Origin of the sequence: Microcoleus sp. D3_18_C4 (assembly GCF_036702355.1) — a bacterium.
GTDB lineage: Bacteria > Cyanobacteriota > Cyanobacteriia > Cyanobacteriales > Microcoleaceae > Microcoleus.
Genome location: NZ_JAUBTF010000001.1, coordinates 133383 through 159096, shown reverse-complemented (window position 1 = coordinate 159096; position 25714 = coordinate 133383). Strand labels below are relative to the sequence as shown.

At 47.8% G+C, this 25714-nt stretch carries 15 protein-coding genes; 10 read left to right on the top strand and 5 right to left on the bottom strand.

Annotated features, from left to right (window positions below; all coding sequences use genetic code 11):
* The first annotated feature begins 186 nt into the window (after window positions 1-186).
* The 5 genes from QUA90_RS00635 to QUA90_RS00615 all read left to right on the top strand — a co-directional run bounded on the left by QUA90_RS00635 (window position 187) and on the right by QUA90_RS00615 (window position 3207).
* Window positions 187-567, top strand: coding sequence for a photosystem I reaction center subunit IV (locus QUA90_RS00635; protein WP_333384596.1), 381 nt, complete (start codon window positions 187-189; stop codon window positions 565-567).
* Window positions 568-569: 2 nt separating this feature from the next.
* Window positions 570-1532 carry a DNA-formamidopyrimidine glycosylase gene (locus QUA90_RS00630; protein ID WP_333443320.1) on the top strand — a complete coding sequence of 321 codons (963 nt, stop codon included), beginning with the start codon at window positions 570-572 and terminating at the stop codon, window positions 1530-1532.
* A 188-nt stretch (window positions 1533-1720) separates the two neighbouring features.
* The gene (locus tag QUA90_RS00625; RefSeq protein WP_333083047.1) at window positions 1721-1936 is read left to right on the top strand and encodes an NAD(P)H-quinone oxidoreductase subunit O; all 216 of its coding nucleotides are present in this window, start codon (window positions 1721-1723) and stop codon (window positions 1934-1936) included.
* 122 nt (window positions 1937-2058) lie between these two features.
* Complete coding sequence (mdh, locus tag QUA90_RS00620; RefSeq protein ID WP_333443318.1) at window positions 2059-3012, top strand: malate dehydrogenase; 954 nt, start codon at window positions 2059-2061, stop codon at window positions 3010-3012.
* A 24-nt stretch (window positions 3013-3036) separates the two neighbouring features.
* Window positions 3037-3207, top strand: coding sequence for a hypothetical protein (locus QUA90_RS00615; RefSeq protein WP_333325064.1), 171 nt, complete (start codon window positions 3037-3039; stop codon window positions 3205-3207).
* A gap of 550 nt (window positions 3208-3757) precedes the next feature.
* Here the strand turns inward: QUA90_RS00615 and QUA90_RS00610 are convergent.
* Window positions 3758-3916, bottom strand: coding sequence for a hypothetical protein (locus tag QUA90_RS00610; protein WP_333086274.1), 159 nt, complete (start codon window positions 3914-3916; stop codon window positions 3758-3760).
* A 319-nt stretch (window positions 3917-4235) separates the two neighbouring features.
* Between QUA90_RS00610 and QUA90_RS00605 the strand changes: the two genes are divergently transcribed.
* On the top strand, window positions 4236-8795 hold the full coding sequence (locus QUA90_RS00605) for a PAS domain S-box protein (protein ID WP_333325066.1): 4560 nt from the start codon (window positions 4236-4238) through the stop codon (window positions 8793-8795).
* 515 nt (window positions 8796-9310) lie between these two features.
* Here QUA90_RS00605 and QUA90_RS00600 read toward each other — a convergent pair.
* The gene (locus QUA90_RS00600; protein ID WP_333443316.1) at window positions 9311-13441 is read right to left on the bottom strand and encodes an EAL domain-containing protein; all 4131 of its coding nucleotides are present in this window, start codon (window positions 13439-13441) and stop codon (window positions 9311-9313) included.
* 462 nt (window positions 13442-13903) lie between these two features.
* Between QUA90_RS00600 and acnB the strand changes: the two genes are divergently transcribed.
* The 4 genes from acnB to QUA90_RS00580 all read left to right on the top strand — a co-directional run bounded on the left by acnB (window position 13904) and on the right by QUA90_RS00580 (window position 17918).
* Window positions 13904-16519: a bifunctional aconitate hydratase 2/2-methylisocitrate dehydratase gene (gene acnB, locus QUA90_RS00595; protein ID WP_333443314.1), complete on the top strand. Its 2616-nt coding sequence runs from the start codon at window positions 13904-13906 to the stop codon at window positions 16517-16519.
* Window positions 16520-16589: 70 nt separating this feature from the next.
* Window positions 16590-17003, top strand: a complete 414-nt coding sequence (locus QUA90_RS00590) for a hypothetical protein (protein ID WP_333443313.1) — start codon at window positions 16590-16592, stop codon at window positions 17001-17003.
* A gap of 35 nt (window positions 17004-17038) precedes the next feature.
* Window positions 17039-17452 (top strand): nucleic acid-binding protein, encoded by a 414-nt coding sequence (locus tag QUA90_RS00585; RefSeq protein WP_333443312.1) that lies wholly within the window; start codon window positions 17039-17041, stop codon window positions 17450-17452.
* Window positions 17453-17537: 85 nt separating this feature from the next.
* A complete protein-coding gene (locus tag QUA90_RS00580; RefSeq protein ID WP_445300081.1) occupies window positions 17538-17918 on the top strand; it encodes a cupin domain-containing protein in 381 nt (126 codons plus the stop codon).
* Window positions 17919-18115: 197 nt separating this feature from the next.
* Here the strand turns inward: QUA90_RS00580 and QUA90_RS00575 are convergent, their stop codons facing one another.
* The 3 genes from QUA90_RS00575 to QUA90_RS00565 all read right to left on the bottom strand — a co-directional run bounded on the left by QUA90_RS00575 (window position 18116) and on the right by QUA90_RS00565 (window position 25593).
* Window positions 18116-18775, bottom strand: coding sequence for a pentapeptide repeat-containing protein (locus QUA90_RS00575; RefSeq protein WP_333443310.1), 660 nt, complete (start codon window positions 18773-18775; stop codon window positions 18116-18118).
* Window positions 18776-18936: 161 nt separating this feature from the next.
* A complete protein-coding gene (locus tag QUA90_RS00570; protein WP_333325084.1) occupies window positions 18937-20586 on the bottom strand; it encodes an ABC transporter substrate-binding protein in 1650 nt (549 codons plus the stop codon).
* Between the two features lie 165 nt (window positions 20587-20751).
* Complete coding sequence (locus QUA90_RS00565; protein WP_445300080.1) at window positions 20752-25593, bottom strand: PAS domain S-box protein; 4842 nt, start codon at window positions 25591-25593, stop codon at window positions 20752-20754.
* Window positions 25594-25714 lie beyond the last annotated feature (121 nt).

The following is a 25714-nucleotide window of genomic DNA, read 5'->3' as shown; positions in this document are numbered from 1 at the left end:
TGGGTTTATTTATTTTGCAACCCCAGCGATCGCCCTAGCAAAGTATTTACTTTTCTTTACAAACAGCAGATCAAAAAACGGCGCGACAGGTAAAAATTTCGTTGCAGACTTCAAATGCGTCGCGCGATCGACTAGAGTAAAAAAAATGGCTTTATCCGTTTATTCATCGCAAAGGAAACAAAGCTCATGGTTCAACGCGGTTCTACAGTTCGGATTCTCCGCAAAGAATCCTTCTGGTATCAAGAAGTGGGCACCGTTGCTACGGTAGACCAAAGCGGCATTAAATACCCAGTTATCGTTCGCTTTGACAAAGTAAATTATGCCGGCGTCAACACCAACAACTTCGCCCAAAGCGAATTAGTGGAAGTAGCAGCACCCAAAGCAAAAGCGAAAACAGGGACTCCAGTAGCTTCCGGTGGCAAACAAACCACGCTGGACGAGAAAACGCGGAAAACCGGCAGCGGTGGCGCCCCCCAGCAGCCGAAAACTTCAACCGACAGCAAACCCGGTGCCGAAGTGGCCGGCAGCGTCGAAGGTTCGCCAAATCAAGGAACAGAACAACGCTAATTGTGCCAGAACTGCCAGAAGTTGAAACTATTTGCCGGGGTTTGAATCAAGCAACCCTCGATCGAGAAATGTTGGGCGGCGACGTGTTGTTAAACAGCACGATCGCCCGCTCAATCTCTGCGACCGATTTTTTGACAAAAGTCAAAGGAAAGTCGATCGCCCGCTGGTACAGACGCGGCAAATACCTCCTGGCAGAACTATCTCAATTCCCAGAAGGAGAAAGAGAGAGGGGGAGAGGGGGAGAGGGGGAGAGTGGGAGAGTGGGAGAATTTCTTGCCCAAACTCCAAACTCTTCCCCAACGCCTTCTTTCTACCCCTCCCTTTTGCCTTCAAAAGCCGGCTGGTTGGGCGTTCACCTGCGGATGACGGGACAACTGCTGTGGGTGAACCGATCCGAACCCCTGCAAAAACACGCGCGAGTGCGACTGTTTTTTGAAGGAAACCAAGAATTGCGGTTTGTAGACCAGCGCACCTTCGGGCAAATGTGGTACGTGCCCGCAGAAACCGAGGTTTCGAGCACAGTCATCGGTCTGAAACTCTTAGGGCCCGAACCGTTTTCCGACGAGTTTACAACAGAATATTTGGCCCGCAAGCTGCACCGGCGGGCGCGACCCATAAAAACAGCTTTGCTAGACCAGGCCCTGATAGCTGGTTTGGGCAATATTTACGCAGACGAAACTTTGTTTTTGTCGGGAGTGATGCCCACAACTCTGTGCGCGGATTTGACCGCAGAGCAAATTGGGCGCATCCATACAGCTATTATTCAAGTTTTACAGAAGGCGATCGCATCCGGGGGCACCACTTTTAGCAATTTTCTCAACGTCCAAGGTGTCAACGGCAACTACGGCGGCGTAGCTTGGGTGTACAATCGCGCCGGTCAACCCTGCCGCACTTGCTCCACAACCATCGAACGTATAAAATTAGCAGGGCGATCGACTCATTTTTGCCCCATTTGTCAGAAATAGGAAGCAGTCAATGGATTTTAGGCTTTAGATTGTAGATTTTAGATGTACTCCACGAATCGCACTCCTTTATTCCTTAGTCAGCTTGCAGTGGACTTCGTTTGTTTAGTAGCGATTTCAATCGCCGAGTGACTTTCGAGCCAAATCTAGATTAAAATTTGTATAGTTTTTTAAACTAAACAAAGCAAGTTATGGCAATCAAGAAAGGCAGTATAGTTCGCGCTGTACGCGAAAAATTGGAAAACAGTCTAGAAGCCCAAGCCAGCGACCAGCGCTTTTCCTCCTATATATTTGAAACAAAGGGCGAAGTGATGGATGTTCGCGGCGACTATGCCTTCGTCAAATTTGGCAAAGTTCCCACCCCGAATATTTGGCTGCGGGTAGACCAACTCGAAGATTTTCAGTAACTCACCAAAACTAAACATCACTGTTCTTAATGTAGCGAAGGGTGCACACCGCGCACCTTTCCCAATTAAGTTGATTGCTAAAATCTAAAATCTAAAATCTAAAATCTAAAATCTAAAACCCAATGAATTCTCCATCCAACCGCGTATCAATTATTGGTGCAGGCAGAGTCGGCAGTACATTAGCCCAGCGAATTGCTGAGAAAAATCTGGCAGATGTAGTATTGCTAGATATTGTGGAGGGTTGGCCACAAGGTATTGCTTTGGATTTGATGGAAGCCAGGGGAGTGGAACGCCACGATCGCCAAATTATCGGTACAAATGATTATACAGATACGGCAAACTCAAATATCATAGTAATTGCGGCCGGAGTGCCGCGCAAACCCGGTATCAATCGGGAAGATTTAATTAAAATCAATGCTCGAATTGTCACCGAAGCCACAAAACAGGCGATCGAGCATTCTCCCGAAGCAATCTTAATCACAGTCACAAATCCCCTAGATATCATGACTTATTTAGCTTGGGAAGCTGCGGATTTGCCAAAACACCGAGTCATGGGGATGGGAGGAGTTCTCGACTCCGCCCGCTTTCAAACTTTTATTGCTATGGAATTGGGCGTTTCAAATGCTGAAGTCAATGCAACTGTCATCGGTTCTCATGGCGATTTGATGGTTCCTTTGCCCCGCTATTCTACTGTCAACGGTATTCCCATCAATCAACTTATGGATGCTGGGGCGATCGATCGAATCGTACAGCGGACTCGCCACGGCGGCGCAGAAATTGTAGAATTGATGAAGACTGGTAGTGCTTATTTTGCACCCGCATCTGCTGTCTGCTTGATGGTAGAATCTATTTTATTTAATCAGTCGCGACTCTTGCCTTGCTGCGTTTATTTGCACGGCGAATACGGCGTGCAAGATATCTTTTTAGGAGTGCCCTGCCGCCTGGGATATCAGGGAGTCGAACAAATAGTGGAACTCGAACTCAGCGATACTGAAAGAACAGCCTTTATCGAGTCGGGCAAATTAGTTGCCCAAAATATTGAGGAAGCGAAGGCAATACTGAAAACTGCTTCTTAAGCTGTCGAGTATTTAAATTACATATTGTCTGTTCCCCGTTTCCCGTTTCCTGTTCCCTTTCACCAAATTCTCACACCCTATTTAAATGCACAACAGCTTAAGCTTGTAGCAATTCGTCGATCGCAGCAGCCGATCGCTCGTCGCTTCAATATAATAATTTATACTGAGTATGACAGTGTGATCGCTCTTTCGTAAGTTGGCTTCGAGGATTTAAACCTCGCTTTGATAAATATTTTAATCATGCTTGTTATGCTGTATTTAACAAGCAGAAAATGGGTAGCAAAAAACTGATAGATAAACACAACATTGTACTATCAAAAATGTGGTAATAGAGCAAAAAATTGCAAAAGCAATTAATTTTTTTTCGCGACAATGGCATCGAAATTTCTCTAAAAATTTCAGCAATAATCTTCCATTTTTTCTTTACTAAACCAACCAGCAGTTGGTTTTGGGTGATCTCTCACTCGCCATAGTATAGCCTTTCTCAGTAACATGAGGTGCACGCTTGATAAGCGGGCATAGGGCATAGGCCTCCGTCGGCATAGGCATCCGTCGGCATAGGGTATACCTCACCAAGATTGAGAACTGCTATATGCCAGAACCACACGGTTCACTTTAGAGGTAGAAAGCGAAATGCGAGTTTATACGAAATTTATTCTTTTGGCGGTAATAATAAAAAGGTGACAATCGCAACCGAAGGCGAGCCAAAAAAATGTCAAAATTAGTCAGAGACACTGGGAGCATCTCATATTTGTAAAAACACTTCTTCTGGCTTCTTCCTTCTTCCTCTTTCCCCGCAGCAAGAGAGCCTCAAAACTCCAATTTCTACCTTGCCTGCTTTCATTGAGATGCTCCCGATACGCTCCTCCCGATCGCGCAATGGAACCGGGTTTCTTGTTTCCACTTTCGGAGTTTCCCTGAGTTAATTACGTTAATAAACCGGGTTTATGTGTAAGTTTTGTTAGCATTATTATCAATAATTGACAATTAATCAAGTAGCAAAATATGCCACTTTTTCAGTAAATATACGGGAGCTAAGATGGTCGATTGACCTCCAAATCTCGAAAAAATACGGAAATGCAGTGTGAGTAGCTGCTAAGTGCTAGCAGAAGGAGGAGAATAGGTTCTTTGCCTTTTTGAGTTACCAGGCTCAACTTGCAGAGCGCTATTGAGATGCCATCAACCTCGATACCAAAACGCAAAATAACTAAATAAAAAGCATTATGTTTCATGAATACCTGTATCACGAAGTCTGCAACCTGCGCGAGAAACTAGCTCACCTAGAAAGAGAAACGCAGTCTCAAACCTGGTTCAAAAAGCTGCAAGCGCTGATGGGAGTTATTAGCAAAATTCGTGAATCCCTAGACTTAGAAACAATATTCAAAATCACAGCCACCGAAGTTCGGCAACTCCTAAATGCCGATCGAGTCGCCGTCTACCGCTTTCTTCCCGAATCCGAATGGAATGAAGGCGAAGTAGTGTCCGAAGACGTACTGCCCCAATACAGCCCATCTTTGGGAGCAAGAGTCCGCGACTACTGTTTCGGCGAACAATTTGCCGCCAACTATGCCAAAGGATACGTTCAAGCAGTCACGGACATTTACAAAGCCCGGTTGAGTCCTTGTCACCTCAAAATCCTCAAGCGATTTCAAATCCGAGCCAACTTAGTCGTACCCCTACTGCAAGGGCAACACCTGTGGGGATTGCTGTGCATTCACTCCTGCGGTCAACCCCGCCAGTGGCAAGAAGACGAAATCGAATTTGCCAGACAAGTAGGCGACCATTTAGCAGTTGCCATCCACCAAGCCGAACTGCACTTGCAAACCCAGAGGCAAATAGCACAAATCGAAGCGGCACAGCAGAAACTCCGCGACAGCGAGCAAAAATATCACCAAATTCTCGATTCGATCGCCGATATGGTATTAGTCAAAGGCCCCAAATCCAAAATTGTTTGGGCAAATCAAGCATTCCGCGACTATTACGGCATGACTCAAGAGGAGCTTCAAGACATCGTAGACGCACCTTTCGCCGATACCGACAATACTCTCCAGTACATCAAAGATGACGCCTTCGTCTTTGAAACCGGACAGACTCTGCAAATTTCCGAAGAACCGGTGACGCGCTACGACGGAGAAGTGCGGCTGTTCAGCACTGTCAAAACACCGATCCGCAACGCAGACGGCCAAATCGTCATGACTGTCGGCGTCTCCCGCGATATGACGGAACGCAAAAAAGCAGAAGAAGCCGTCCAAGCCAGCGAAAGCAAATACCGCAGCCTGGTAGAAACCTCCCAAGACATGATTTGGTCGGTCGATGCCATCGGGCGCTACACCTTCGTCAACCCAGCAGTTAAGTACATCTACGGTTACGAACCAGAAGAAATGATCGGTCGGCCGTTCTCCGACTTTGTGACACCAGAACAAAGCCAGAAAGATTTAGAAGTTTTCGCCCGGTTGTTTGCCGGAGAATCACTTTTCCAGTACGAAACCACCCAAATCGCCAAAGACGGCAGCATGAAACATTTAATGTTTAACGCCCTTGCCCTCTACGACGAAACCGGAAACTTCCTCGGCACCACCGGTACAGCCACCGACATTACCGATCGCAAGCGCGCAGAAGCAGCCTTACAACACGCCAACGCAGAACTAGAGCGCAGAGTAGAAGCACGCACGGCCGAACTGCGCCAGACTTTTGCCGCCCTCACGGCCAGCGAAACCAAGTTTCGGACGATCGCGGCCACCATGCCCGGAGCTCTGTTCCAATTTTGCAACCGTGACGGAGTTTGGCGCATTGACTACATGAGCGATCGCATCGAATATATCAGTGGCGTCACAGCAGCAGAAATGATGCGAGACATGAATACATTCATTTCCCGCGTCCACCCTGAAGACTTGGAAAGCTACATCGCCTCCGTCAACGAAGCCGTAGAAAACCTCTCCCTGTGGCACTACGAAGGGCGGTTAGTCAAGCCCGACGGTGAGATTCGCTGGTGGCAGGGCGACTCCATGCCCACCCGCAGCGAGAACGGCGAAATCGTATTTTGCGGGGTATTATTCGACATTACCGATCGCAAAGTTGCCGAAACCGCCATCCGCAATAGCCAGCGGCAGCTACAAGAAGCCCAGAGACTCGCCCACGTCGGCAATTGGGAACTCGACGCAGCCACCGAAACCCTCACTTGGTCGGAAGAACTTTTTCGCATCTTCGGACTCGAACCGGCCCCCATCGCGCCCAACCTAGCCGAACAGGTCGCTCTGATTCATCCAGAAGATTTGGAATTGTGGCAAACTCAAGTGCAGCGGGGACTCGCAACAGGCATCCCTTTTGATTTTGACTTTCGCCTTTACCGTCCCGACGGCATCTTGCGACACGTGAACGCCGTGGGCCAAGCGGAAACCGATGTGAACGGCAAGGTGGTAAAACTGTTCGGTACGGTGATCGATATTACCGATCGCAAAGCCGCCGAAGCAGCACTGCGGCAAGCAGCAGTCGAGTTAGAAGACAGAGTGAGCGAGCGCACGGCCGAACTTTCCCAAGCAGTCACCCAATTAGAACAAGAAATTGGCGATCGCAAACAGGCAGAAGCAGCGCTGCAAGTTTCCGAGCAAAACCTGCGAACCATATTTAACAATGTCTACGATGCTATCTTCATTCACGATTTAGAAGGAAATATTCTCGATGTCAATAATCGAATGTTAGAAATGTACGGAGTGAGCCAGGAACAAGCAACAAAATTATCAACTAAAAATGACTATTCAAGTGGCGACAATCCCATTGAACAAATGGAAGAACTTTGGGAAAGAGTATTAGCCGGCGAAACAGGTCGCGTGGAATGGAAAGCAAGGCGTCCCAACGACCGTTCAACTTTTGATGCAGAAATTGCCCTGTCCCGAATTCATCTCAACGGCAATCTCAGGGTCATTGCCAACGTCCGAGATATTAGCGATCGCAAACAGGCAGAAGCAGAACTGCAACAGGCTCAACAGTTTATGGAATCTGTGCTCAACACCATACCCGTAGGAGTATTTGCCAAAGAAGCAGAAGACTTGCGATTTGTACTGTGGAACCCGGCGGCCCAAGAGTTGCTCGGTTTCAGTGAAGCAGAAGTTAGGGGCAAAAATGATTACGACTTTTTCCCCAGAGAACAAGCCGAGTTTTTTACCGCCAAAGACCGGGAAGCCCTCGCCAGCGGGCAAATTGTAGACATTCCCGAAGAACTGATTCAAACAAGAGAAGGCGATACTCGCATATTTCATACGAAGAAAACCGCAATACTCGATGCTGATGGCAAACCGCAATATCTATTAGCTGTCACCGAAGACATTACCGATCGCAAGCGGGGAGAAATTGCCTTGAGGCGATCGGAAGCCCGACTCAGACAGCAGGCCGATCGAGAAAAATTGCTCAACAGTCTCACCGCTCAAATTCGCAATTCCCTCGATTTCGACAGCATCATTGCTGTCGCCGTCCAAGAAATTCGCGCTTTCCTGCAGATCGATCGCTGCAATTTTGCCTGGTATCGTGGCGACGGGGAGGATGCTTTCTGGGAAATTATTAAAGAATCTCGCCTCCCCGAACTTCCCGATTTAATAGGTTGCTATCAAGCTTCCGACTTAGGTTCTATGGGAGAAAAACTCTTGCATATGGAAATGCTGCTGGTGGATGATGTCGAAACAGTGCCAGATCATGTTTGGAGAAAGTCTCTTAACTCTCTGGGCTACCGATCTGTGTTGGCAATTCCGATACAGGCACTTTCGGGAGTAGTGAGCGTTGTTACCTGCGCCCACTCCGCTGCTGTGCGACCCTGGAGTGAGGGCGAAGTAGAATTATTGCAAGCAGTTACAGTTCAATTGGCGATCGCTCTCAACCAAGCCGATCTTTACGCCCAAACTCGCAATAAAGCTCGCGAATTAGAGAAAACTTTGCAGAAATTAACCAGCACTCAATCGCAGTTAATTCAAAATGAAAAAATGTCAAGTCTCGGTCAACTTGTGGCAGGAGTCGCCCACGAAATTAACAACCCAGTTAACTTTATTTACGGCAATCTCAGCCACGCCAACGACTATACCCAAGACTTGCTACACCTGATCGAACTTTACCAAAACTACTATCCCGATCCAGTCGCGGAAATTCAAGAGGAAGTAGACAATATTGAACTCGACTTTCTGATGAAAGACTTGCCAAAGTTGCTTTCTTCAATGAAAGTCGGTGCAGACAGAATTCAACAAATTGTTGCTTCTCTCCGCACATTTTCCCGCATGGACGAAGCCGAAATGAAAGCCGTCAACATCCACGAGGGCATAGATAGCACCCTGATGATTTTGCAGCACCGGCTCAAAGCTAAACACAATCATCCCGAAATTGAGGTGATTAAAGAATACGCTCAACTGCCCTTAGTAGAATGTTATGCCGGACAGTTAAATCAAGTATTTATGAACATCTTGAGCAATGCTTTGGATGCTTTGGAAGAACGGGATCTGCGCCGTTCTGCTGAGGAAATGCGGCAAAAGCCCAGCAACATCCGCATCCGCACTGAAATATCGCCAGCGGGCAAAGTAATCATTCGGATTGCTGACAACGGGCCGGGAATACCGGAGACTGTCGGCACTCGGCTTTTTGACCCGTTTTTTACCACTAAACCTGTCGGTAAAGGCACTGGGATGGGCTTGTCAATTAGCTATCAAATTGTTACAGACAGACACAACGGGTCGCTGAAATGCACTTCTTCGCCGGGACAGGGTACAGAATTGGCGATCGAGATTCCCCTCAAAGCTAATTGTTAATAGGGAATTGGTAAGTTGTAATTGGCAATTGGCAATTGCGAAAGCGTTACTGTGCGTCAGTTGTGTAATTTTAAACCAGATAAAATCCGGTAGCATAGTCGGGCGTAAAATCCACTCAATACTCAACAATCACGGACGCTACAAGCGGAATTGAACTCATACCAATTTACTATGAAGCTGCATTTAATATAACGCTAAGGATATAGTTCCCACCAAAAAGACATCAGCCTCATTTAGTGTATCTTCATAGTGAATTGGTATCACTCATCTGCGTTAATCTGTGTTAATCTGCCCTCATCTGCGGTTTAAAAAAGAGAATGTATTAACCGCCGATGACAAGGGATTAAGGCGGATTCACACAGAGGAAGAATTCCGATCCTAACAGATGTGATATCATCACCTAAAATCTAATTTGGATGCACCATTTATTCCCTGGTGCATCAGTTTTGAGATTAGGAGTTTGTAGCAAAAATGTCTTCACGGGGTGAGGCACCCTTTACCAATCTGTACCTCAATCAGTCCATAATTGCTATATTACCCAGATTTATCAAGATTTCTGTCACGGCAGAACTTTCCAAAGGTTTAGAAAACCAATATCCCTGAGCTAATTCGCAGTCGAGTTCTCGAAGCTGTGCTAACTGTTCGGCTGTCTCTACACCTTCGGCGATCGCATTTAATCCCAAATTGTGAGCCAAAGTTACGATCGCCCGCACAATCTGCAAAGGCTGACCCCCGTGGTCACCGTTTTCGACAGCCCCCAAGCGGCTCACAAAAGATCGATCGATCTTCAGTGTATCCAGCGGAAAACGGTGCAAGTAACTCAAAGACGAATAGCCAGTACCGAAATCGTCGATCGACAATCGAATATTTCTACCTTTTAATTCGGCTAGCACAATATTGGCTTTCTTGACATTTTCCACGATCGCACTTTCAGTAATCTCCAATTTTAAACAGCTCGGATCGCAGCCAGTTTCTGCTAAAATCTCATCGATTTCCTCGATTAAATTCGGCATACCTAACTGTTTAGGAGAGAGATTGACGCTCATTGTTAATTGCGAAGGAGCAATAATTGGTAATTTAAAATTTGGAATTGGTACCTGGGAAGTTGTACTGAACGTAGCCGAAGAGTTGGTAATTGGGAATTGGGAATTGGTAATAGATGAGTGGAAATCGCTAATCGGGAATTGGTAACTGGGAATTGGTAATTTTTTACTGATTCTTTCTTCCCTGTGACCGATACTGGGGGTACGGTCAGTAAAAGTTCCGTGTTCCTCATGCCCTGTATCTGTTACATCACTAAACTCCCCTACATTGCCCGTTGCCATCTTCCCTGTTGTTACCCTGAGCGAAATCGAAGCGCCTTCTTCCTTCTTGTTACCCTCAGCGACTTGCCCTGAGTGCAGCCGAAGCGAGTCGAAGGGCATTGTTCCAACTTCCATTGGACTTCTTCCCTGTTGCTCGGTTAACATTTCTTGCCAAATCCGCAATTGCTGACAAGCTTCCCGCAACACCCAGGCTCCCAGAGGCACGATCAAACCTGTTTCTTCAGCTACAGGGATAAAAGTAGACGGCGGAACTAGACCCCGAACAGGGTGGTGCCAGCGCACCAAGGCCTCAAAACCTTCGAGCGCACCGCTGGCGATCGAAACAATCGGTTGGTAGTGCACAATAAAGTGCGAACGTTGATCCTTGCTCTCTCCTAATTCCTCCTTGCCCAAAATAGCCAACCGCAGGTCAGTTTCTAACTGCAACAGCGACATAGTTTGGTCGTGCATTGCCAAATTAAACACTTCGTGACGGGCCTTACCCAAAGCTTTAGCGCGGTACATAGCGATGTCAGCATCGCGTAGGAATTCTTCCGGGTGAGTGTACTGATTCGATTCGCCACTGGCGGTGACTTCGCCTCGACTGAAAACAATGCCAATGCTAGCGGTGGTAAATACTTCGTGCCCTTCGAGATGAAACGGCTTCGTCAGTTCTTTTTGGATCTTTTTAGCTGCGAGGGTGGCGTCGCTGAGGCTCTGAATGTGATCTAGCAGGATGGTGAATTCGTCTCCCCCCAGTCGGGCGACGGTATCAGAAACCCGGACGCAGGTTTGCAGTCGCTGGGCGAGGGCGATTAGCAGTTTGTCTCCTAAAACGTGTCCTAAAGAATCATTAACTACTTTGAAGCGGTCTAAATCTAGGAAAAGTAAACCAAATTTGTAATCGGGGGACTGATTGGATCGGCGGATGGCTTGTCCTAGCCTGTCGATGAACAAAACCCGGTTGGGCAAACCCGTCAGCGCATCGTGAAAAGCGCCGTGCAGCAGTTGCCGTTCTACTCGCTTGCGCTCGGTGACATCTCGGATAATAATCTGGCCGGCCGTCGAGCCTTGATAAATAGCGGGGATGCCGGCCATTTCAACGTCTATTATTTGTCCGTCGAGCCGCATCAGTTTTTGTTCGGCAAGGTCGAGTGGCTGATTTTCTATCTCGACTAGCCGAATGCGCTCTGTGGCTATTTGCACATAGTTTGGATGGACGAAATGCAATATGGGAAAGCCAATCAGCGCTTCGGGAGAACTCGCACCGAGGAGTTTTGCGCCGGCAGCATTGATGTAGGCGATTTTCCCTTGACTGTGAACGGCGATCGCTTCGGGAGATAGTTCTACTAAACGGCGATAGCGTTCTTCACTTTCTTTGAGAGATACTATCAATTCGCATCGCTCTTTTTCAGCTTGCTGGCGTTCGACTTCCATTTGGTGAACCGCCAGAATTTTACCAATACTTTGAGCCATCAATTCTATAATTTCTATTTCCTCGTACTTGAACTTTCTTTTTTTTATTTCTGGCGAACTAAAACTTAACGTACCGTAAGTTTGATTGTTAACAAATATCGGCGTTCCGATGTAAGATTCCGACTGGCAGTTCCGATAAGCCGGATGTTCGCGCATCTCAATATCTGCTCCTATATGAGAATACGCAACTGTTTTGTTAAGTTTAATGACTGCGGCGCAGTAAGTATCGCCGAGGTTCAATTCTAAGCCTCGCACGAAGTATTCTAAATCGCTTTTCGCTGCTCGAACAATAAAAGTCTCGTTGTCAACTTCAGCCATGATGCCCATAGAAAGTCCAAACATCAAACAGCCCGCTGTTAGATAATCGTCAACCCGTTCTTCAAAGTTTTGATAATGATAAGTTGTAATCCGGTGCAAGTGTTTGAGATTAGCGCTAAAAGCTGCTAAAGCTTGAGAATTTAAAAATAATTCTTCTTCCGAACGCTGGCGGTCGGTAATGTCTGTTTGCACTCCAATAAAGTGGGTTAAGTGTCGCCGCGAGTTGTAAACCGGAGCGATCGACAGTTCGTGCCAAAAAGGGGTGCCGTCTTTCCGAAAGTTGCGTAATATAACTTGAGATTCTCTGCCTTCTTCAATCGCAATTCGCAATTCTTTGGCAGCGGGGCTGTCAGTGTCTGTACCCTGCAAAAAGCGGCAATTTTTGCCCATTAACTCGTCTCTGCTATAACCCGTAATCCGCTCAAAACTGGGATTGACATAAATAATCGGATTATCTGCAACGGTTGCGTCGGTGATTGCAATGCCGTTGCTGCAACTTTCGATCGCCCGTTCCATCATTTGTAAGCGCTCTTGCGATATAATTCGCTCGATCGCCGCAGCTAACACGTTGGCGATCGCTTCTACAAAATAAACGTCATCTTGACTGAAAACCCGCCCTTGACTGGTATGAACTCCCAAAATACCCCAGGCAGGGGAGGATGAACTGTTCGCTGGTTCTGCTTGTCCCCAGTTCCTCCCCAGTCCCCGATTGCCGGGAATAATTACAGTGACGCCGCTGACTGCCCGATGGTTATGCAGTAGCGGCAACTCGCTAAAGCGCGTTTCCACCCGCAAATCTTCGACGATCGTTGGTTCGCCCACTAGCAATGTGTAACCTGCTTGCGATCGGGCAGAAGCGGCAACAGTAGCGCTGCCGACGAGGCCCGGCTGCCAGCCAACCCCCGCTCGCAGCATAAAAGCATGACCAGAGGGCAACAGTTCTAACACCTGGCAATAATCAACGTCCAGGGTTTGAGCAATTAAAACCGCAGCTTTGTCCATCAGTGCGGACAAATCTGTTTCGGCCAGGGCCTGCTGCCCCAAGTAAGCGACGGCCGCTTGCTGGCGGGCCCGCGAGTGGATTGACGTGAGCAATTCTTGCTCCTTGGCGGCCACTCGCTTCCGATCCGTAATGTCGGTGAACACCGACAGAACAGCTTTCCCCGACACCAATGTCAGATACCGCATCGATACACTCGCCCAAAACAGGGTGCCGTCAGCTTTTTTAAGCCGGACTTCTGTCTCGCGGACGTGTCCGTTGCGGGCGAGCCGCAACAGCAATTCCTGGCGCTCTGCAGGTTTGTGGTAGAGCATTTCAGCTTTGTGGCGGTCGATCGACTTAAATCCTGTGAACCCGAAAGCCTGACGACATAAATCGTTACTATAAAGAATTGTGCCATCCGCCAGACTGCTGACGATCAGGGGTATGGGCATCGAGTTGGCGATCGTCAGCAGTAATTCTTTGGTTCCTTGCAGCTCTTTGTATAAGTCTGGCTTGGAGGCCCAGCCGTGACAGTTTTCAGAGTTTTCAGGGATAAAACTTTCCATTTTTTAATCGATCCATTAGCAGGACAACTTTTTTAAACTTGTGGTCAATCAATACTGCGGACGGTTTTTAATTAGCATTCGTAGAATAAAAGTTTCAAGTCGATTCGCCAATGGAGCTACCAACGGAAAATCAAGGGTTTCAAACTACGAACTAAAAACAGTCCAGATTATTGGTAAATGACGATTTCAGATGCAGAGGAGGATCTACAGTAGCCCACAACACATTAATCTTAACCAGAACTATGCAACTGAAGGCCCCTAAACTGCTCGGCTGAAGTTTGATACGCTGCTCTCCCGTTAAAGACCACATCTGTCTTTGGTATGAAAATCTACTGTTTTTAAAGTTGCGTTAAGTTTTTATAAGAGCGAGGTACTTTACCCAATGTGCAGCGGAAGCTCCTAATCTAAAAAGTAAAGTCACCTACAAACAACCACCGAATACTATCCGAGGAGAGAGGAGAAATGCTTGAATCTTACCGCCGTACCGCTGCCGAACGGGCCCATGAGGGAATTCCACCGCTGCCGCTAGACGCCCAGCAAACGTCGGAACTGTGTGAACTGCTGAAAAATCCGCCGGCTGGAGAAGAAGAAACCTTAATAGAATTATTGCGCGATCGCGTCCCGCCCGGAGTAGACAGCGCCGCCTACGTCAAAGCTGGTTTTTTAACTGGCATTGCTAAAGGCGAAATCCACAGCCCCCTAATTGCTCCCAAATGGGCAGTTTACCTGCTGGGGACAATGATGGGCGGTTACAACGTCCAATCTTTAATCGATTTGCTCAACCCCACTGCCGAAATCGCCATTCCCGCCACCGCCGCCCGGGCACTGAGCAAAACGTTGTTAGTATTCGACGCTTTCCACGACGTTATAGCTTTGTCTGATACCAATCCCTACGCCAAGCAGGTAGTCGATTCTTGGGCGGATGCCGAGTGGTTTACAGGCCGTCCTGTATTGCCAGAAGCGATTACCGTTACAGTCTTCAAAGTTCCTGGAGAAACCAATACTGACGACTTGTCGCCTGCACCTCATGCTACCACGCGGCCGGACATTCCCCTACACGCTTTGGCGATGCTGGAAAGTAAGATGCCTGGGGCTTTACAAACCATTGCAGAATTGAAGCAAAAAGGTCATCCCGTAGCCTATGTTGGTGATGTTGTCGGTACGGGTTCGTCACGGAAATCGGCGATTAATTCCGTGCTCTGGCACATTGGCAATGATATTCCGTTTGTGCCGAACAAACGCAGTGGCGGTTATATTTTAGGAGGTGCGATCGCCCCGATATTCTTCAATACCGCTGAAGATTCCGGTGCATTGCCGATCGAATGCGATGTCTCCAAAATGGAAACAGGAATGGTAATTACCATCCATCCCTACAAAGGCGAAATCACCAACGAAGCCGGAGAAATTATCTCCACATTCACCCTCAAACCTGACACAATTCTAGACGAAGTTCGCGCAGGTGGCCGAATTCCGCTATTAATTGGACGCACTTTAACCGACAAAACCCGCGCAGCTTTAGGACTAGCACCTAGCACTATTTTTACCCGTCCTACAATCCCAGTAGATACGGGCAAAGGCTTCACTTTAGCACAAAAAATGGTAGGCAAAGCTTGCGGTTTGTCAGGCGTTCGTCCCGGTACATCTTGCGAACCAGTAATGACAACAGTCGGCTCGCAAGATACCACCGGACCAATGACTCGGGACGAATTGAAAGAACTTGCTTGTTTGGGATTTAGCGCTGATTTGGTTATTCAAAGTTTCTGCCACACCGCCGCTTATCCAAAACCAGTTGATGTCAAAACTCACCATGAATTGCCCGATTTCATGGCAGAGCGCGCCGGCATAGCTTTGCGGCCGGGAGACGGCATTATTCACTCTTGGCTGAACCGAATGTTATTGCCAGATACAGTGGGAACTGGCGGCGATTCTCACACTCGTTTTCCCCTGGGAATTTCCTTTCCTGCAGGTTCGGGATTGGTGGCATTTGCTGCTGCCTTGGGCGTCATGCCTTTGGATATGCCGGAATCGGTATTAGTGCGGTTTAAAGGCGAATTGCAGCCGGGAGTAACGCTGCGGGATGTTGTGAATGCAATTCCCTATGTGGCAATTCAAAAAGGTTTGCTGACAGTCTCGAAACAGAACAAGAAAAACATCTTTTCTGGACGGATTATGGAGATTGAAGGTTTGCCCGATTTGAAGGTAGAGCAGGCTTTTGAATTGACCGATGCGTCGGCCGAGCGTTCTTGCGCCGGATGCACGATTAAATTGAGCGTGGAGACTGTTTCCGAGTACATTCGCTCCAATGTCGCGCTGCTGAAAAATATGGTGGCGCGGGGCTATCAAGATGCGCGGACGATGATGCGCCGGGTGGCGAAGATGGAGGAATGGCTGGCTAATCCGGTGCTGATGGAGGCGGATGCTGATGCGGAATACGTTGAAATCATCGAAATCGATCTGAACGAGATTAAAGAGCCAATTGTGGCTGCTCCGAATGACCCGGATAATGTTAAGTTGTTGAGTGAGGTTGCGGGCGATCGGGTTGACGAAGTATTTGTCGGTTCTTGCATGACAAATATCGGTCACTACCGCGCCACTGCGAAGGTGTTGGAAGGTGCAGGAGAGGTGAAAACTCGCCTGTGGATTTGTCCCCCAACTCGCATGGATGAACAGCAACTCAAAGAAGAAGGTTATTACAGCATTTTTGGAGCCGCTGGAGCGCGTACAGAAATGCCCGGTTGCAGTCTTTGTATGGGCAATCAAGCGCGGGTTAAAGATGCGACAACGGTTTTTTCCACTTCTACTCGTAACTTTAACAACCGCATGGGTAAAGATGCACAAGTTTATCTCGGTTCAGCAGAATTGGCGGCCGTTTGTTCGCTGTTAGGTCGCATTCCTACAGTCCAAGAATACAATGACATTGTGTCGAAGAGAATCGATCCTTTTGCTAGTGATTTGTATCGCTATTTGAATTTCGATCAAATTGCTGGTTTTGAGGATGAAGGCAGAGTCATTGCTTTGGAAGATATGCCTCGAATTGAGGATCTTTTGGGGATTCCCGATGGTGTATTGAGCAAGTAAAAAGTGTGGCGGGCAATTGCCCGCCCTTTGTTTATAATTGGAGTAAACGAGAGAAAGGAAAAAAGTAATTATGTCAGAACAAGTTTTAAGCAGCGAAAGCCAAGGGACAGTAAAGTCCGCGCCCGAAACTCCTATGGTTGAAGACAAAGAAAGCGATCGCCCCTTAAGCCAGCCGATCGCGGAATTTCTCCGCGTAATTCAGCAAACTCCCAGAGAATATTGGCCGAATTTACTTCAGATGATGCGCTTATTTATGGAAACGGTGACAGTAAAGCCCGTATTGTCCGAGCCTCCCCAGGCATCTGAGAAAATAGACATTACTAAACTGTCGCTGGAGGAACGGATACAAAGAAATCAAGGTGCAATTGAATTATTGCGATCGTGGCGAGAAGAGGATGACGAACAAGAGCAAAAAGAAACTGCGGAATATCTAGAACAAGTGATAAATGAAGATCGGATGTCTAATCGACCCTTGTTTCAATGAGCAGAATAATTATTTTGGATTCTGGCCCATTAGGGATGGTAACAAACCCTCAAGCCAAACCTCCTTATTTGGAATGCCAACTTTGGCTAGACTCCTTACTACAAAATGGCGAAATGGTAATCCTGCCTGAACTTGCTGACTATGAGGTGCGGCGAGAATTGATTAGAGCGGGAAAAGAGAGAGGTATCAGAAAACTTGACCTATTCAAGAATGTCCTTACCTACCGTCCTTTGACTACAGAAGTAATGCTTCTAGCGGCTCAGTTGTGGGCGCAAGCGAGAATGAGAGGAAGACCAACCGCAGAAGCCAATGCACTTGACGGGGATGTGATTTTGGCGGCTCAAGCAATATTGGAGGCAAGTGAAGGAAATCAGGTGGTAATTGCTACAACAAATGTGGGGCATTTGTCGCAATTTGTTGATGCTCGCGAGTGGCGACTAATTCAGTAATCTTTAAATCGATCGCACTTAGCCAATCCCTGCTATACTTTGAACTACAGATATTTTTACAAACACCGTTGGCGAGATAAACAGGATGGTGGACACAGTGGACACAAGCGAAAAAATTGACGATCGCACACAAACCCGCTACTGGGGCCAAGTGACAGTCATAGACGCGGGCGATCGTTATAAGATCAATCGCATTGAAGTCAAGCCGGGGCATCACATCAGCACCCAAATGCACTATCACCGCAGCGAGCACTGGGTTGTCGTCTCTGGTACCGCTAAAGTTATCTGCGACGACAAAGAGACGATTCTCATGCAGAAACAGTCAACCTACGTTCCCATGAATACTGCTCACCGCGTAGAAAATCCAGGCGTTATTCCCCTGGTGATGATTGAAATCCAAAATGGTGAATACCTCGGCGATGATGACATTATCCGCTTCGCCCAAGATGCTCACGAGGCAGATTGATCGTAGATACAAATATGAAGCAATCGCAGACGCCAGGGAAAAGCTTCCGCACACCGAAGAATGACCTACGCTACGCAGCGACCGGAAACAAGATAAATCCTACAATTAAAAATTTAGGGGCAATTTCAGAATTGCCCCTACCTTATTATATTAACTTTGTTAAGCACCAGAATTTGATATAGCAAGTGGCGATCGTCCTACGGCAAAGAAGCGTTTTTCAAATCTACATTTGCCATATTGGCATTCTTTAAATTAGCACCTGTCAAGTCCGAACCGTTCAAATTTGCACCGTTCAAATTTGCATTGGTCAAATTTGCATCCCGCAAGTTGACTCCCTGTACGTCTATTCCCGCCAAACTTCCCCCTCTGAGGCTGACATTAGCTAAATTCGCTACAGACTGGCGAGCATTTCTCAGGTTCGCACCCGCCAAATTGGCGCTTTCTAAATTAGCGCCGATTAAATTAGCGCTGGTGAGGTTGGTATTTTTCAAAGTGGCAATCACTAAACCCGCCAGACTCAGATTAGCGCGGCTCAAATCAGCACCCTCCAAATTAGCCCCGTGCATTTTAGCCCCAATTAAACTCGCACCTTGCAATTTAGCTTGTGTCAGATTTGCTTCGTTCAGCTTGGCTTCGTCCAAATTTGCACCGTTCAAATTTGCACCTCTGAGATTCGCACCGCTCAAATCTGCCCCGCTCAGATCCATACCAGCAAGCTGCGCTCCTGTCAAGTCACATTGGCTACATTTTTTAGTTTCTAATAGTTGCTTGACGTGGGATACGTTTTCTGCCTTTACTCCCGATGCCAAACCCATCGCAATCAGCAGCCCTGTTGTTGTTAAAATTCCAAGTTTCATATACCCACCCTCAGCAATATCTCTCTTTTAATAATATCCCACATCATTAAAGAGGTTAGGGTGATCAGTCTCTTTGATAAACTGTGACAATCATCACCCTATTGTGCACAAACTATGCAATAATTATTGACGTTTCAACTCCTAGAAATTCTTGTAAAGAATTATTGCTTTTTCAGGAACCAAAAAGGAAAAGATTGCGTCGGTTCGAGACGGACGCCGGTAATGCTGTTCTGAGCAAAAGTATAGTCCTTATCTTGCCAAAGAGGGATGAAAGGTACATCTTGACCCAGTATGTCTTGAATTTCGCCAAATAGGGCTTTGCGGGTTTCAGGGTTTGTTTCTTTGCGCTCCTTGTCGATCAGTTGATTTACCCGATCGCTATAATAAAACGAACCCTGACTTTGACTTTGACCCTTGGAGCAGCCCCCCGCCTCGGAACCTGTCGCACAATCTAAAAACGGGTGGATGTAATTGTCAGCGTCAAAAAAGTCGGCGGACCAATCCACTAAAACCGCAGGATAAATTCCCTTCTCTATGTTTTGGAACAAAGTCGGAGATTCCACGCTGTTAATTTCTACCTTCATTATCCCGTCCATTTTGAGTTTAGCTTGCGCCTCCATCATGCTCACCACTAAAGCTCGTTTTGTGGAAGCCGAAGCATACCAAATTGGCAGAACGAAAGGATTGGTGGCCGAGTATCCCGCTTTCGTTAAAAGTTCCTTAGCCTTTGTAGTGTTGGCATCACCGTAGAGTTCTTTAAAAACTGGTTTTTGAACGTCGAAGTTTGTGGGAATCAGACTGTAAAGCGGTTGTGCTTGTCCCCGCAGTACGCGCTCGTTAATCACCGGGCGATCCATCACTGCTGCGATAGCCTGTCTGACTTCTAACTTGTCCAGCGGTTTAGACTTGGTATTCAGCGTTATGTAATTAACCGTACTGCTTTCCCCCGCGATTTCCTGCCATTTCCCTTTTTTTGCTCCCTCGTCCAAGCTTTGAACTTGGTCTGCATCCAGAGACAAATAAGCCACATCAACGGCACCAGTCTGAAAAGTATTGAACAAATTTGACGAACTAGAAAGCAGCAAAATGTCAATTCCTTGATTAACCGGCTTTTCCCCCCAATACTTTTCAAACACGTCAAACTTGAGAGAATCGCTGCCGTACTTGGCCAGCTTGTAACGTCCAGTTCCCACGAACGTATCGGGTTTAAATTTACCCTGTCCAATCTCGTATGCTTTCGGAGAAACAGCACACATACCGGAAAATGTCAACAGGGAAGGAAAAGCAGAAAAAGGCTTTTTGAGTTGAAAAGTTAATTCGTATTCGCCCGTGGCTTTTACCGATTCTACTGCATCGCTCAACAACATAGCCGGACTGCCACCATTTTTGATAAACCGCTGCAAGGAAAATTCCATTGCTGCGGCGTTAAACGGTGTGTCGTCGTGAAAAATAACTCCTTGACGCAAGGGGATTGTATATGTCAATCCGTCTTGGCTAACTTTTGGCATTGCTGTCGCTAAATGCGGGATTAACTTTGTAGTTCCAGACTCGTAGGTGTAGAGAGTGTCGCCCAAATTTCGCAGCAATTGTCCTGATAAGGTTTCGTAACCGTCCGCAGGATCGATCGTCCGCAATTTCAAGGTTGTGCCAATAGTAACGCGGTTATTAGCATTTTCGCCGCTCGCAGTCACCGATCGACGTGATCCCTGTCCGCAACTTGCAGTTAACAAGCAGCACAGACAGAACAGAGCTATAGCTTTAATCACTGAAGGTTTTATAAATATTTTAGGCTGCAGCTTGTTGATTCTCATCGTCTTTTTTTGACACTCCAAATTACTGATTATATTATCAGGACTTACGCACTCTTAGACTAGAAACCGGATTTATTGATAGATTCTCCTTTAATGCAAATATCGCTGCCTAACCAGAGCAACTTAAAAGCTTGGTGATGTTCGATCGGCTTGAACTCGATCGCATCAATCCTTAGAGCTTGCTGGGCGATGACTGTTATTGCTAAGAAGCGCGGCGATCGTCTTAATTAATTTATCCGGTTCGATCGGCTTTGCCAGATGTCGGTGAAATCCAGCTTGCAAAGCTTGCTGTTGATTAAACTCACCCGCATAGGCAGTCAGGGCGATCGCGGGAATCTGCCCACCCCGTTCTGGCGGCAGGGCTCGCACTTGCCGCAACAGCATATAGCCATCCATCCCCGGCATTCCAATGTCGCTCAAAAGGACATCTGGCTGGAAATTAGTCAACGCTGTGACGGCTTCTTGAGGGACAGCAACAGTCAGTACCTCTGCACCTGCATCTTCTAGCAAAAAGGAAATCAACTCTCGCATATCCGGCTCATCATCTACCACAAGTATCCGCATCCCGGATAACGGTTCCTCCGCAGTCGATCGTTCCGAAAGTCTTGCAAGAGAGTTTTCTTGTCTTACCTTCCCTGATAGAGGCAGTCTTACGGTAAAGGTTGCCCCTAACCCTTCACCCTGGCTCTGGGCCCCAACGGTACCGCCGTGAAGTTCCACTAGATGCCGCACGATCGCCAGCCCCAATCCCAAGCCACCAAAGTTGCGGGTTGTAGCGCCATCTTTTTGCCGGAAGTAGTCAAACACGTAGGGTAAAAACTCCCGTGCGATGCCAATCCCTGTATCAGCCACAGTAATTTGAGCGTGATTGCCAACACGAGTCAAATTCACCTCAACGCGCCCCCCGGTTGAGGTGAATTTGACCGCATTGGAAACAAGATTCCAGACAATTTGCTGCAAACGGCCCGAATCCCCCAAAATCTGTCCAATCTGAGGATCTAACGCAGTCCGAATATCAATGGATTTAGCAACAGCAGCCAAATTAACAGTTTCGATCGCCGATTCCACAGTTAAAGCTAAATCGACTGGACGAATATTAAGACTGAGCTTGCCTTGGAGAATTTTCGAGACATCAAGTAAATCTTCAATCAATTCAGTTTGCAGCTTGGCATTGCGTTCGATCGTCGCTAACGCCTGTGCAGTTTTGGCCGCATCCAGCTTGCCAGTTTGCAGCAGCTTTGTCCACCCCAGGATGGGATTGAGGGGCGATCGCAATTCATGGGATAGTACCGCTAAAAACTCATCCTTGATCCGATTTGCCTGTCTTAGCTGTTCCGCTTGCTGCTGGAGTGAATCGTTCAGATTTGCCCGTTCCAGAGCGATCGCGATTTGGTCACAGGTCGATCGCAGCAGATCGATTTCAGCAGGCGTAAAGTCCGTCCGAGTCAAACTGCCAAATGAGAGCGTTCCTAATAACCGCCCTTGAGCGATTAACGGTTGACCCGCGTAAGCCGTGAGGCCCATTTCACAGACGGCTTTAGCATTCGGATGAGTGGAAAGTTGGGCTTGATTAAAGACAACTTGCTGCTGCGTTTGGGCAACCAGTCCACAGAGATATTCCCCTAATTCGATCCATGCCATCGCCTGCGCTGTTTCTTCAGAGATGCCATCGTAGTTTCTCAAATGCAGCATCGGGTGGTTGTCTTTTTCTTCCACCATGAAGTTGTAGTAACAGTGCAGATCGAGTTGCACTGCAAGTTTGCGGAATAGCGCGTGCATCAACGCCAGAGGCTGTTCTGTATTCAATAGATCGCGGGTAGTTTCATACAGCAATTGCAGTCGCTCACTTGCTTCCCGTTGTGCGGTCTTGTCCTGCATGATTTTGACAAATCCCTGCAAAGAATTCGCTTCATTAAGCAGGGGCATCATCAATCCACTCGCCCAAAAGTGATTCCCATCTTTGCGAACGTGCCAGCGTTCGTCTTCGGCCCGTCCTTGCAGTAGAGCCGTTTGCCTCTGGTACTCGGCTTGTCCTTGTTCGTTATCTGCAGGTGTGAAAATCATCCGACTCGAGCAACCAATTGCTTCTGTCTCGGTATAGCCCAACAGCCGTTCTGCCCCTGAGTTCCAACTGGCAATGATGCCGTTAAGGTCGAGGGTGAAGATGGCATAATCTTTGGCGCTTTCAAAGATCAGACGGAGGCGGGATTCACTCTCGCGCAAGGCTTCCTCAGCTTGTTTGTGGTCTTCAATATCAACACAGGAGCCGATGTAGCCCAAGAACTCACCTTCCAATCCGTAACGAGGAACAGCTTCATCCATCACCCAACGGTATATGCCATCAAAGCGTTTCAAACGATATTCCATCTTGAACGGTTGACGGGCATCAAAGCTAGTCACATAGGTGTCTAAACACCGATCGAGGTCGTCGGGGTGGACTCCTTCTGCCCAGCCATTACCCCTTTCTTGCTCGATCGTCCGTCCGGTAAAGTTGAGCCACGGGAGGTTGAAGTAATAACAGAGTTTATCGGTGCCCGACATCCAAATCAGCACAGGGGCGGCATCTGCCATCAGCCGGAACCTTGCCTCACTCTCCCGTAGTGTGGCTTCGGCTTGTTTGCGCTCGGTGATATCGTTGACCAGTGCTACAAACCCTTCAACTTTTCCCTGGCTATTGAAGCGGGGAACATAGGTCGCATTGACATAACGGATTCCACCATCTTTGTAGGGAATTTGGGTTTCAAAGGTCACTTCCTGTCCTGCCAAGACTTGCTCAACATAAGGACGAATCCCTTCATAGCCAGTTTCGCCTAAAACCTCTTGGAGGTGCTTACCATAGATTTCCGCTGCCGGATGTCCAAACCATTCTTCATATGCTCGATTGTTGAAGCGATAGCGCTGGTCTGAGTCTACAAAGGAAATCAAGGCAGGCACGGCATTGGTCACTAAACGAAGTTCTGCTTCTCGTTGTTGCAATACCTCCTCGGCCAGTTTTTGATCGGTGACATTTCGGAAATAAATTGTAATCCCGTTCGTGGCAGGGTAGGTGCGAACCTCATACCACCGATCGTGATCCGGATAAAACGCCGTGACTGACAAAGCCACGCGCTCGTTTGCCACGCGCCGATAAACCCGCTCAAACTCGCTGCCATTGAACCCAGAGAATTCTTCCCACAAATTCTTCCCAATCAGAGCGCCCGGAGTGCGGTCTAGCAGAATTTCCGCTGACCGATTCACGTAAGTAAAACGCCAATTCTCATCAAGGGAAAAGAATCCATCATCAATGCTCTCCAGAATGTTCCGACTGTGCTCTTCGCTTTGACGCAACGCTTCTTCGGCTTGTTTACGATCGCTGATGTCGATTAATACGCCGCGCGTCGAAATTATTATGCCCTCAGCGTTATAGGCGCAATCGCCCTTTGCCAAAATCCAACGAACGGTGCCATCTGCCCACAGCGTCCGATACTCAATTTCAGTATGCGGTTGATTCGCTTTTAGCTCACTGAGGGCGGTGTGAAGCAATGGGCGATCTTCGTGATGCACCGCTTCTAAAAACACCTGTATCGACATTGCGGTATTGACGGGTAAACCAAACATCGCTTTGGCTATGTCCGTCAAACTCAGCGTGTCAGTTTCTATATCCCAATACCACAAACCCAAATTGCCGCCTTCGGAAGCCAGTCGGAGCTGTTCTTCGCTCTCACGCAACGCCTGGAATGATCGATCGCGCTGGAAGACGATGCTGGCAACTTGGGTGCCGAACTCCGCGAGTTTATGTTCCCAATCAGTCGGCATCCGCGCCTCGCTAAAGCACAGCATCAGCGACCCCATAGGTAGATTGTCGTGCCTGAACACGGGCTGAGAATGACAGGCTAGAATGCCATGAGCCACGCATAAATTTCGCCATGCTTGCGACCAGCGATCGTCCTTGGCAATGTCGGCGCAGGTCACTGGCTGACCGCTATACACTGCTTCGCCGCAGGTTCCAATGCACAAATCGTTAATCGGAGCATCTTGAAGTCCTTCAGCAAAAGATGGTGGAAAGTCTGGAGTAATGTATCTGTTAAACGTTAGGCGCTGAGCATCGGCTAGCAGGAAGCCCGCGCGGGTACCCGGATTCAGCCTGGATACTGAGTTACATACTGCTGCCAGACAGTCGTCTAGTGGCTGTCCGAATGCGATCAACTCCAGCAGTCGTTTCTGCTCGATTAGGAGGAGTTCTGCCTGTTTGCGATCGGTAATGTCAGCAAGCAAAACGGTCAGTCCACTGGGCGAAGGGTAAATTCGATGGTCATGCCAACCCTTCCAAGGTGAGTACAGATAATCAAACTGGAGCGGCTTTTGTTCGCGCATTGCCCGATGAAACTGCACGTAAGCATCGGTGTCAACGGCAGCGGGAAATAACTCCCAAACGTTCTGACCCAAAATCGCTGACTGCGGCATTCCAACCATTTCACAGTAGCGATCGTTGGCATAGGTGTAGCGCCAATCGCGATCGAGGATGTAAAATCCATCGTTGATGGTAGAAAGTACCGTTTCTAGCTGTTCTTTTGCCGCAGTCGCCGCAGTTTGTGCTATTTGGCCGCGAAGCTGGGCTTTTTGTTCTAGCGACCTTGCCTCCTGTAAAGTTTGCAAGGCTGCTTTTGCATTTTTTAGAGCAGTGCGCCACGATAGATTGAGTGAAGCGCTCAATCCTGCGGCGATCGAAAACATACCGATCCGAACAATTGTCTCTACATTAGCGATCTGTAAGGAATAGAACGGCTCAATAAAAAAATAGTTGATTGCCAGCGTCGATAAAATTGTTGCCAGAAGCCCAGCCCCGAAACTGCCATACCAGGAACTCACCATCACCGCGATGAAAAACAGGGGCATCGTGGTTGGGTAGAGCCACGGTAAAAGCGATCGGGTTAGCCCCAGTGCCAGAACCACGGAGAGAATCGCCACACCATAGGGAAGTAGTCGAATATCTCTGAAAATGCTGTTGATTCCCTCTACACTCACCATTTTTACTCCTTATCCGAAAAATATCTTGCTCGCTGTGCCTTACTGCATTCGCCGTTGCATCTGGCGAATCACCTAACTCATCCAGCAAGATGTAAATTTGCTTGAGTGGCAAGCGAGAAGT

Excerpts from the sequence above, each read along its gene's own strand:
- QUA90_RS00635 (WP_333384596.1), top strand. The coding sequence starts at position 187 with ATGGTTCAACGCGGTTCTACAGTTCGGATTCTCCGCAAAGAATCCTTC.
- QUA90_RS00570 (WP_333325084.1), bottom strand. The coding sequence starts at position 20,586 with ATGAGAATCAACAAGCTGCAGCCTAAAATATTTATAAAACCTTCAGTG.
- QUA90_RS00565 (WP_445300080.1), bottom strand. The coding sequence starts at position 25,593 with ATGGTGAGTGTAGAGGGAATCAACAGCATTTTCAGAGATATTCGACTA.
- QUA90_RS00625 (WP_333083047.1), top strand. The coding sequence starts at position 1,721 with ATGGCAATCAAGAAAGGCAGTATAGTTCGCGCTGTACGCGAAAAATTG.
- mdh (WP_333443318.1), top strand. The coding sequence starts at position 2,059 with ATGAATTCTCCATCCAACCGCGTATCAATTATTGGTGCAGGCAGAGTC.
- QUA90_RS00590 (WP_333443313.1), top strand. The coding sequence starts at position 16,590 with ATGTCAGAACAAGTTTTAAGCAGCGAAAGCCAAGGGACAGTAAAGTCC.
- QUA90_RS00605 (WP_333325066.1), top strand. The coding sequence starts at position 4,236 with ATGTTTCATGAATACCTGTATCACGAAGTCTGCAACCTGCGCGAGAAA.
- acnB (WP_333443314.1), top strand. The coding sequence starts at position 13,904 with ATGCTTGAATCTTACCGCCGTACCGCTGCCGAACGGGCCCATGAGGGA.
- QUA90_RS00585 (WP_333443312.1), top strand. The coding sequence starts at position 17,039 with ATGGTAACAAACCCTCAAGCCAAACCTCCTTATTTGGAATGCCAACTT.
- QUA90_RS00600 (WP_333443316.1), bottom strand. The coding sequence starts at position 13,441 with ATGGAAAGTTTTATCCCTGAAAACTCTGAAAACTGTCACGGCTGGGCC.
- QUA90_RS00575 (WP_333443310.1), bottom strand. The coding sequence starts at position 18,775 with ATGAAACTTGGAATTTTAACAACAACAGGGCTGCTGATTGCGATGGGT.
- QUA90_RS00580 (WP_445300081.1), top strand. The coding sequence starts at position 17,538 with ATGGTGGACACAGTGGACACAAGCGAAAAAATTGACGATCGCACACAA.